General features: G+C 61.5%; 7 protein-coding genes and 2 pseudogenes. 8 read left to right on the top strand and 1 reads right to left on the bottom strand.

The genetic code is table 11. The annotated features are described in order from the left end of the window. Positions 1–6: 6 nt before the first annotated feature. Positions 7–522 (top strand): hypothetical protein, encoded by a 516-nt coding sequence (locus IVB48_RS32615; RefSeq protein WP_247406588.1) that lies wholly within the window; start codon positions 7–9, stop codon positions 520–522. Positions 523–591: 69 nt separating this feature from the next. Here the strand turns inward: IVB48_RS32615 and IVB48_RS32610 are convergent, their stop codons facing one another. Beyond that, positions 592–1,653, bottom strand: coding sequence for a pyridoxal-phosphate dependent enzyme (locus tag IVB48_RS32610; RefSeq protein WP_247406585.1), 1,062 nt, complete (start codon positions 1,651–1,653; stop codon positions 592–594). A 2,165-nt stretch (positions 1,654–3,818) separates the two neighbouring features. On the opposite strand from IVB48_RS32610, the pseudogene IVB48_RS32605 reads away from it, so the two are divergent. The 7 genes and pseudogenes from IVB48_RS32605 to IVB48_RS32575 all read left to right on the top strand — a co-directional run. Further along, a pseudogene (locus tag IVB48_RS32605) lies at positions 3,819–3,991 on the top strand (HupU protein); the annotation flags it as partial. 27 nt (positions 3,992–4,018) lie between these two features. Beyond that, positions 4,019–4,483: pseudogene (locus tag IVB48_RS32600) on the top strand (nickel-dependent hydrogenase large subunit); the annotation flags it as partial. A gap of 353 nt (positions 4,484–4,836) precedes the next feature. Further along, positions 4,837–5,928 carry a hydrogenase small subunit gene (locus IVB48_RS32595; RefSeq protein WP_247406582.1) on the top strand — a complete coding sequence of 364 codons (1,092 nt, stop codon included), beginning with the start codon at positions 4,837–4,839 and terminating at the stop codon, positions 5,926–5,928. 31 nt (positions 5,929–5,959) lie between these two features. After that, a complete protein-coding gene (locus IVB48_RS32590; RefSeq protein WP_247377578.1) occupies positions 5,960–7,750 on the top strand; it encodes a nickel-dependent hydrogenase large subunit in 1,791 nt (596 codons plus the stop codon). 16 nt (positions 7,751–7,766) lie between these two features. Continuing rightward, complete coding sequence (gene cybH / locus IVB48_RS32585) at positions 7,767–8,510, top strand: Ni/Fe-hydrogenase, b-type cytochrome subunit (RefSeq protein ID WP_247406578.1); 744 nt, start codon at positions 7,767–7,769, stop codon at positions 8,508–8,510. A gap of 18 nt (positions 8,511–8,528) precedes the next feature. Further along, positions 8,529–9,113, top strand: a complete 585-nt coding sequence (locus IVB48_RS32580) for a HyaD/HybD family hydrogenase maturation endopeptidase (protein ID WP_247406575.1) — start codon at positions 8,529–8,531, stop codon at positions 9,111–9,113. Positions 9,114–9,138: 25 nt separating this feature from the next. Next, a complete protein-coding gene (locus tag IVB48_RS32575; RefSeq protein WP_247406572.1) occupies positions 9,139–9,435 on the top strand; it encodes a HypC/HybG/HupF family hydrogenase formation chaperone in 297 nt (98 codons plus the stop codon). The last annotated feature ends 210 nt before the right edge of the window (positions 9,436–9,645 follow it).

Here is a 9,645-nt window from a genome sequence, read left to right as displayed (position 1 = left end):
GAAAGAATGATGGATGTGATTGATCAAGCGAACGGTTCGGAGTTGCCGCCCGTCCTGCAGAAGTCATCAAGACGCCTTCCGTGGGTTTTTGGATTTGTCGCCATCTTCATCGGGCTATGCGTTGGGGTTCCATTTTACTGGCCCCATATCGACCGAATGATCGAGGCGTTAGTGGCACGTGAAGTCGTCCCAATGCCGGCGTTGTCACCTGAAGACAAGGCGGCCCTTTCGGAGATTCGGTCGGGGCAACAGGAGGTGAGCGAGGAGCTTTCAGCGCTCAACCGCAACATCGATGCGCAGCAAGCCGATTTGAAACGGATGTTAGATCAAATCGCAGCCCTGGCCTCAAGAATTGAGTCTCTGCAGAACATTGCTGCGCCTCTTCCTGCGGATATTCGTCCGCCAGCAGCCCAGGCCGCTTCAAAGCCGACTACAAGAGCCACTCGCCCGCCTAAAGCAGAAGGGCCCGTTTCCGTCGGGGGCGCGCCGCTGGTCCCCGAGCCGGAGACGGACCGCCGATGATCCAATGATGAGCGTCGAGCGTGCCAGACATGAGGATGCAATTCGAACTAGGAGCGAAGATTGCGGTGCTCACGTTCGGTCCTCCCAGGCGCGTTCGGTGAGGAGGACGAGAATGCGGCTCAACCGGTCGAGTCCGAGATCCCTTCTATGGCTCGGGTCTGCGAGGGCAGCCATGGCACCCGCCAGGCCCGCTGCACCGGACGGCGTGGTGGCAAGGCCATCATGGGCGGAGAGTACGCGGACAGCATCCACTAATTCCGCCTCGGGCACGGTGATGGCTCGAGCGCCGTGACGCCTGAGCACCGCAACGGCGGCCGCACTCGCCTGGCCGCAGGAGAGCATCTCCGCGGATGTTCGGAGATCGCCCATCACCCGAATCGGGCGACCGGCAGCGAGCGCGGGCGCAAGACACGCGGCGGTTTCCGGCTCGACCGTCACGATGCAGCCCGGAGATGCCAGCCAGCCCGAGAGGCCCTCGGCGATGGCAGCGGCGAGTCCGCCGACCCCAGCTTGTATAAAGACGTGTGTCGGACGCCGAAGGCCGGCGAAATCCACCTCATCGCGGATTTCCGCCGCCGTGACGCCGTATCCCGCCATGACGTCGCAAACGATGGGGTCGTTCGGATCGTCGGTCGTGTCGGCGACAAGAATGCCGGCGCCTTGGCAGGCCGCGGCTGCGGCCGCATCAACTGCATTGTCGTAGGTGCCCGGCACCCATACGATCTCGGCACCCTGATTCTCGATGCGGCGCGCACGCGCGTTCGGCACGCCCTCGTGCAGGAACACGCGGGCAGGCGCCCCGGCAAAGCGCGCGGCGGCAGCTACCGCGAGCCCGTGATTGCCGTCACTGGCGCAGACCAGGGTCGGCTGCCCCTTAGGTCGGGCCGCGAGAAGGTCGGCTAACTGCATGCGCGAGGCCCGGGCGAGCGCGCGCAGCCCTGCATAGGTGCCACCAAGCGACTTGAAACTGCCGAGCATGCGGCGGCCCTCGTCTTTCGCTAGCACCTGCGCCACTCCGAGCCGCTCCGCAAGCGCCGGAAGGTTCAGGAGGGGTGTCGGCGCGTATGCGGGATCGAGGCGGCCAAGCTCGGCTGCGATCGCATTGACTGGTGAAGAGGAGGTGCTGTTCATGGATTGATCTTGCCCGCTACAGGTGACGGCTGCTGCTGGACCGTTGCACAGCAACTGTTTCCGTCGATCATATCAGCTGTATTTGCGAGCACCACCCTCGACGACTTCGATCGCGCGCTTTTCGCGGAGGCCCCTTTCGCGCTCGAGTCCGCCTACGCCTTAAATTGCGCATCTGCGCAATGATCTGAGAGTTTTATCGGCAGGAAGTCTCTGGGAGCCGTAAGAAGTTTGTGAGCAGCACGTGCCCTCTTTCCGCAAGTATCGCGATCTTGCTGTACTATCCTGTCGGGACCTTGCCTCGGACTTCACAATCCGAGCCTGTTGGATCCATCACACTCACAGCTGCATGAGGTGCTCGTCACGTCTGCCTGAACCTGTGAGCTATATGCGCTGAAGACAAATGCGTTAACCTCAACAACGTGGGACGCTTGGTGAGCCACAACCGCAATACAAGCAATCGCGACAACGCGGGGTACATCCCGATCTCGCGTGACCAAATCACGCGTCCCCGATATGGCGCAAGGTCGTGTCGCCGGTGGTGGTGTAGCTCGGTAGAGCAAAGCTCTCCGCACGCGCGCTGACCTGATCGACGAACCACATCCGCGCTCGCGCAACGGTATGGTCGACATTGCGATGGGCTCTGCCATGAGATCGGCTGCAATGTCAAAGATCACCGGAGCTTGATCTGCCCCCGTGCCGCGCCACCACAGCCGCACCGTGCGCGCATAGCCAGATGTCGTCGCCATGTCCCGCCCAAAAGAGCTCGACAGCACCACCGTATCGAGATCAACCCATTCAGCGTCGCTTGGCTTCCGGCAACACGAAGCTATCGCGAGCGAACGCTTTCGCGTCGATGTTGAACTCACGCAAGGTGACAGCATCGCTGGCGCGCCGGCAGGCTCAGTTTCGTGCGTCCATGAGCCCCGGGCAGCGAGGCCGTCGCATTCAGAAGCCAGTCTTCGCCCTCGCTGATACCGAGCTGGCCGATGTCGAGCAGAATTTCCCACAACGCGGCGCTCGAATTCTTCCAGAGTGGTTCGTCGCCAGAGGCCCCGCGGATTGTTGGTGCACTTCCAGAGATTGTAGAGATAGCCGCCACGCCGGCTAATATAAGATATAATGTCTGATCAATCGTAAATCGAGGCCAGCGCGTCCCGCTCCCGCTCGAATGCCGCTCCGTCAAACGTCTGCAACGTCTTGTAATTCTCCCGCTTGATAAATCTCAGCGCCTGCGCGCTTGCGATCTGTTCCAATCACAATATGGATCATCGTCTGGAGCCGAGAACGAGGGCTTTCCAGCCCGCCACTTTGTCTTCGCTCTTGCTTTGGTTGCAGTTCACTACCTCCAGTCCTGGCATTTAGGAGCACCGTGGGTCTGGCATCCGCGGTGAAGCGCCGTCTCTCGTAAGTTTCTACGACCTGACGAGACGTGAGATGCAAGGCTAGTCCTTCGACGCGGATGTCGCACGGCATCACAGCTTTAGTGCTGATGACAATACGCCCGCGGTTGGAGCGATCCCAGCGAAGCTCGACTGAAGGATTGCGGCGATGGCCCTCGCGACGCAGCCCGACGCGAGCGCCCATCTGCGGGATGCTGCTCCTGTTCGCGGATATCACGTCGCAGAACCAGCCGACGTTTCGAGCGAACAGTACTTAGGCTCCTTCGCCTGCGTAATCGAGGCGATCGTTTCCATCATCAAGGTCTGGTCCTCCCTGCATGTGCACTCTGTATTCGGAAAATGTGTGTTGTGTTCGATTCCGACGCGGCCGTGTTTCAATGCACGCTCGTGTGTCGCGAAAACGACATTCCGAAGCCGAGGCAGTGGCGGTTTACAGAGCGAAGGAAGTTCTGTCTTATTTTATATGCGATAAGTTTGGCTTCGGCGTGGGTGCCCGCTATTGAGTCACGCGGACGCCATGACATCGTGAACGAATCTCCATCACGTCAGCAAAAAGCCTATCGCCAACCGTGCTACTGTGAGGCCAGAAAGCCCGACCTTCAAGTTCAAATTTATCAATTCGCGCGTTGCGGGCTCCCCCGTCCGACTACCACCTTTCACATCCGTAAGATTGGTTGTCTTTCCAACATCGCGCATACGCGCCAGATGTACCGAGGGAGCTCGCGCAGGAGCAAGTCGCTTCGCGTTTCACTGTGGAGAGAGACATCCGCAAAGCTTACCGGCATTGCCGTCGGACTTCCGACCGACATGCCCAAGACCTGGTTCGTGGCGCTCGCGGCCCTATCGAAGTGGGCGACGCCGCGAGGGGTGTGGCTGAGTCGACCGCGGACCACGTGGTCGTGCCGCCCGGCCACCCGACGGCCAAGCGCATGCCATGACGCGCAACACGATCGGTCGCTCAACGCATCGAGGGCGATCTCGAAGTTGGCCTCGATGTGGAGAGTGGGCGGGGCATGCGCGCGGAGGTGACGGCGCCGCTGTATCGCGACTTCGAGCACATCATCGAGGGGCGTCCGCCCCCGAGGCGCTGGCGCTGGCGCCGCGGATCCGCGGCATCTGCTCGGTCTCGCAGTCGGTCGCCGCGGCTGCCGCTCCTCGCGATGCGATGGCGGCCGAGGTCGCGCCGAACGGGATTCTCGCCACCAATCTCGCGCATGCGGCGGAGAATGCCGCCGATCATCTCACACACTTCTACATCTTCTTCATGCCGCATTTCGCCCGCGAGCCCTGTGCCGCGCATGCATGACGAGACACGGGACCGTTTCGCAGCGACGCGCGGCACTGCGGCACGCGATGTCTTGCCGGCGCGGGCGCGGCTGCTCGAACCCATGGGTATCTTCGCCGGGAAGTGGCTGCATAGTGTGGCCTTCTAGCCGGCCGATGACGGCGGCCCGCTGGAGCAGGCGCTGATCGGCACCGATCTCGGCCACGCCGGCGCACGCTCGGTCGCCATCCAGCATGTCGTGCGCTCGTTCGATCCCTGGATCGTGTGCACCGCGCATTGAGTGGTCTCTCGCGCGGGGGCGGAAACTTCGTTGTCGCCTGAAATCGAATTGTCTCCGCTTTTCTCGGTCGCGGCACACGCGCGCACCGCAATTCGAGCAATTCAAATCTGCGACAATTTGGTATCACTCTACTCTACTTTCCTTACTCTTCCAGTGCTTGGCCTGCTTCTTGCTGTCCTTGGCGTCATAGACAAGCCAAAGCTGAGGCGAGAGGATTCATGGGCGCGGCGACGGAAACGTTTTACAGCGTGATCAGGCGACAAGGTATCACCCGTCGGAGCTTTCACAAATTTTCCAGCCTGACTGCGACGAGTCTCGGCCTCGGGCCGCTGGCGGCGAGCCGCATCGCGAACGCGCTCGAGACCAAGCCGCGCGTGCCGGTGATCTGGATGCACGGCCTCGAATGCACCTGCTGTTCGGAGAGCTTCATTCGTTCCGCGCACCCGCTGGTGAAGGATGCCGTGCTCTCGATGATCTCGCTCGACTATGACGACACCATCATGGCGGCCGCAGGCCACCAGGCGGAGGCGATCCTCCAAGAGACCCGCGCCAAGCACAAAGGGCAATATATTCTCGCAGTGGAAGGCAATCCGCCGCTGAACGAAGGCGGCATGTTCTGCATCGACGGCGGCAAGCCGTTCGTCGAGAAGCTGAAGATGATGGCGGAGGATGCGATGGCGATCATCGCCTGGGGCGCTTGCGCCTCGTGGGGCTGCGTGCAGGCGGCCAAGCCCAATCCGACGCAGGCGACGCCCATCGACAAGGTCATCCCCAACAAGCCGATTATCAAGGTGCCGGGATGCCCCCCGATCGCCGAAGTGATGACTGGCACCGTCACCTTCATCACCACTTTCGGCAGATTGCCCGAGCTCGACCGTCAGGGCCGGCCGAAGATGTTTTACTCGCAGCGCATCCACGACAAGTGCTACCGGCGGTCGCATTTCGACGCCGGCCAGTTCGTCGAGGAGTGGGACGACGAGGCGGCGCGCAAGGGCTATTGTCTCTACAAGATGGGCTGCAAGGGCCCGACCACCTACAACGCCTGCTCGACTGTGCGCTGGAATGGCGGCGTCTCCTTCCCGATCCAGTCGGGCCATGGCTGCATCGGCTGCTCGGAAGACGGATTCTGGGACAAGGGTTCGTTCTACGACCGTCTCACCAGCATCAAGCAGTTCGGCATCGAGAAGAGCGCCGACCAGATCGGCATGGTGGCGGCCGGAGCCGTCGGTGCGGCAGTCGCCGCGCATGCAGCGGTGACCGCGGTGAAGCGGTTCGCCGGCAAGCGCAAAGACGCGCACCGCACCAGCTAAGCCGCCAAAGAGATCCAAGGGTAAGAAAATCATGGGTATCCAGACTCCCAACGGCTTCAATCTCGACAATTCCGGCAAGCGCATCGTCGTCGATCCGGTGACCCGTATCGAAGGTCACATGCGGGTCGAGGTCAATGTCGACGCCGACAACGTCATCCGAAACGCAGTCTCCACCGGCACGATGTGGCGCGGGATCGAGGTGATCCTGAAGAACCGCGATCCCCGCGACGCCTGGGCGTTCACGGAACGGATCTGCGGCGTCTGCACCGGCACGCACGCGCTGACCTCGGTGCGCGCGGTCGAGAACGCGCTCGGGATCACCATTCCGGAGAACGCCAATTCGATCCGCAATCTGATGCAGCTTGCCTTGCAGGTGCACGACCACGTCGTTCACTTCTATCACCTGCACGCGCTGGATTGGGTCGATTTGGTCTCCGCGCTTTCGGCCGACCCGCGGGCAACCTCGACGCTGGCGCAGTCGATCTCGAGCTGGCCGCTGTCGTCGCCGGGTTACTTCAAGGACCTGCAAACCCGTCTCAAGAAGTTCTTCGAGTCGGGGCAGTTGGGGCCCTTCAAGAACGGCTATTGGGGCAGCAAGGCGTACAAGCTGCCGCCTGAGGCCAATCTGATGGCGGTCGCGCACTATCTGGAGGCGCTCGATTTCCAGAAGGAGATCGTCAAGATCCAAACCATCTTCGGCGGCAAGAATCCGCATCCGAACTGGCTCGTGGGCGGCGCGCCCTGTCCGATCAACGTCGACGGCACGGGCGCGGTCGGTGCCATCAACATCGAGCGCCTGAACCTGATCTCGTCCATCATCGATCGCCTGATCGAGTTCAACGAGCAGGTCTACCTGGCCGACGTGGCGGCGATCGGTTCGTTCTACAAGGACTGGCTCTACGGCGGCGGTCTTTCCGGCAAGAGCGTACTCTCTTATGGCGACGTGCCGGAACACGCCAACGACTACTCCTCCAAAAGCCTGAAGCTGCCGCGGGGCGCCATCATAAACGGCAATCTTTCGGAGGTGCTTCCCGTCGATCATGCCAACCCCGATGAGATCCAGGAGTTCGTGGTTCACTCCTGGTACAAATATCCCGACGAAACCAAGGGACTGCATCCCTGGGACGGCCTGACCGAGCCGAACTACGTGCTGGGACCCAATGCGAAAGGCACCAAGACCGCGATCGAGCAGCTCGACGAGGGCGGAAAATATTCATGGATCAAGGCGCCGCGCTGGCGGGGTCACGCCATGGAGGTCGGCCCGCTGGCGCGTTGGGTGGTGGGCTATGCGCAGAACAAGGCCGAGTTCAAGGATCCTGTCGACAAGTTCCTGAAGGATATGGATCTTCCGCTGTCGGCGCTATTCTCGACGCTCGGTCGCACGGCGGCGCGCGCGCTGGAGTCGGTCTGGGCCGGTCGACAAATGCGCTACTTCCAGGACAAGCTCGTCGCCAACATCAAGGCCGGCGACAGCTCGACCGCGAACGTCGACAAGTGGAAGCCGGAGAGCTGGCCGAAGGAGGCCAAGGGTTTTGGCTTCACCGAGGCGCCGCGCGGCGCGCTGGGGCACTGGATCAAGATCAAGGAAAAGAAGATCGACAACTACCAGTGCGTGGTGCCGACCACCTGGAACGGCTCACCGCGCGATCCGCAAGGGAACATCGGTGCATTCGAGGCCTCGCTGATGAACACCCCGATGGTCAATCCCGAGCAGCCTTTGGAGATCCTGCGGACGATCCATTCCTTCGATCCGTGCCTGGCCTGCTCCACGCATGTCATGAGTCCGGCCGGCCAGGAAATGGCCAGGGTCAAGATCAGGTGAAGCAGGGGGAAACACCATGATGGATGTAGCTGCACGTCCGTCGGAAGCCGAGCCGGACCTCTCCGCGATAGCGGCCGAGGCGGCCGGCGAACATGCGGTCGGCCGTCCCGCCGTCTATGTCTACGAAGTGCCGGTGCGGATCTGCCACTGGGTGAACGCGTTCACGATCATCGTGCTGATGGTGACTGGTTATCTGATCGGAACGCCATTGCCCTCGGTCGAGGGCGAGGCCTCGGCGAACTTCGTGATGGGCTATATCCGCTTTGCCCATTTCGCGGCGGGGCAGGTGCTGGCGGTGTTCTTCCTTGCCCGCATTTTGTGGGGCTTCGTCGGAAATCACCATTCCCGGCAGATTTTCTATCTGCCGGTGCATCGCAAGCACTTCTGGAAGGAAGTGCTGCATGAAATCCGCTGGTATGCGTTCCTGGAGCGCGAGCCGAAGATGTATGTCGGCCACAACCCGCTGGCGCGGACCGCGATGTTCACGGGCTTCACGCTGTCCGTGGCGTTCATGATCGTTACCGGTTTTGCGCTCTATTCGGAAGGTGCGGGCACCGACAGTTGGCAGCACAAGCTGTTCGGCTGGGTGTTCGCCATCTGGCCGAACAGCCAGGACGTTCACACCTGGCATCATCTCGGCATGTGGGCGCTGGTCGTGTTCGTGATGGTGCACATCTACGCCGCGGTCCGCGAGGACATCATGTCGCGCCAGAGCATCATCTCCTCGATGATCTCCGGCGAGCGGCAATTCCGCGACTGAGAAACTGGAATGATACCGATGCCGACATCTTCGCAAACAAACCGCATCCTGGTGCTCGGCATCGGCAACATCCTGTGGGCCGACGAAGGCTTCGGCGTGCGTGCGGTGGAGGAATTCCACCGCCGCTACGCCGTGCCCGACAATGTCACCATTCTCGACGGCGGCACGCAGGGGCTCTACCTCGTGAACTACCTGGAGGATGCGGATCGTTTGATCGTGTTCGACGCGATCGACTATGGGCTCGAGCCCGCGCAGTTGAAGCTCGTTCGCGACGACGAGGTGCCGCGTTTCACCGGCGCCAAGAAGATGAGCTTGCACCAGACCGGCTTCCAGGAGGTCATCAGCGCGGCCGACCTGCTTGGCCGTTGTCCGCGACATCTCGTATTGATCGGCTGCCAGCCGCTCGACGTCGAGAATTGGGGTGGGCCGCTGACGGAGCCGGTGCGCGATCAGATCGCGCCGGCGCTCGAGCTTGGTTGCGAGATCCTGGCCGAATGGGGCGTCGAGGTGATGCCGCGCACGGCGCCGTTGGCAGAATCGGAGCGGCTGCTCGCCAACGACATCGATCATCAGCATTACGAGATGAGGGGGCGGCCTGCCTGACCGGCTGCACCGTCGGAGATCCACCATGTGCCTCGGCTTGCCGATGACGATCGTTGAGACTGACGGGATATCGGCGCTGTGCGAGTTCCGAGGTGAGCAGCGGCGCGTTTCGATGCTGCTGCTCTCGAACCCGCCGGCCGGTGCCAAGGTGCTGGTCTCTATCGACACCGCCGTTCGGCTTCTGCATCAGGCCGAGGCGCTCCTGATCGGTGCCGCGATCGACGGTTTGGGCGCAGCGATCAATGGCGAGGATTGCGATCGCTTCTTCGCCGACCTCATTGACCGCGAGCCGCAACTGCCCGAGCATCTCCGGTTTAATTAGGGCGGCAGCCCGCTCCGCGAGAGCCCGCGACCGCGCTGGAAGATAAATGTCTATCTGCTAAGTTCATCTTCATCCGATATGGAAATTAGCTTTCCGTTGGGATTGATGCATCTCCCTATGATTCAAATCAATTAGATAAATCAGGAAAGGTGATAACCGTCCTTGGCACGTACCTTGCTGATCGCAGTTCCCAGCAGAATCATAAGCTTG

This window comes from Bradyrhizobium sp. 76 (genome assembly GCF_023073025.1).
GTDB lineage: Bacteria > Pseudomonadota > Alphaproteobacteria > Rhizobiales > Xanthobacteraceae > Bradyrhizobium.
This window is presented reverse-complemented; position numbering and strand designations above follow the sequence as displayed.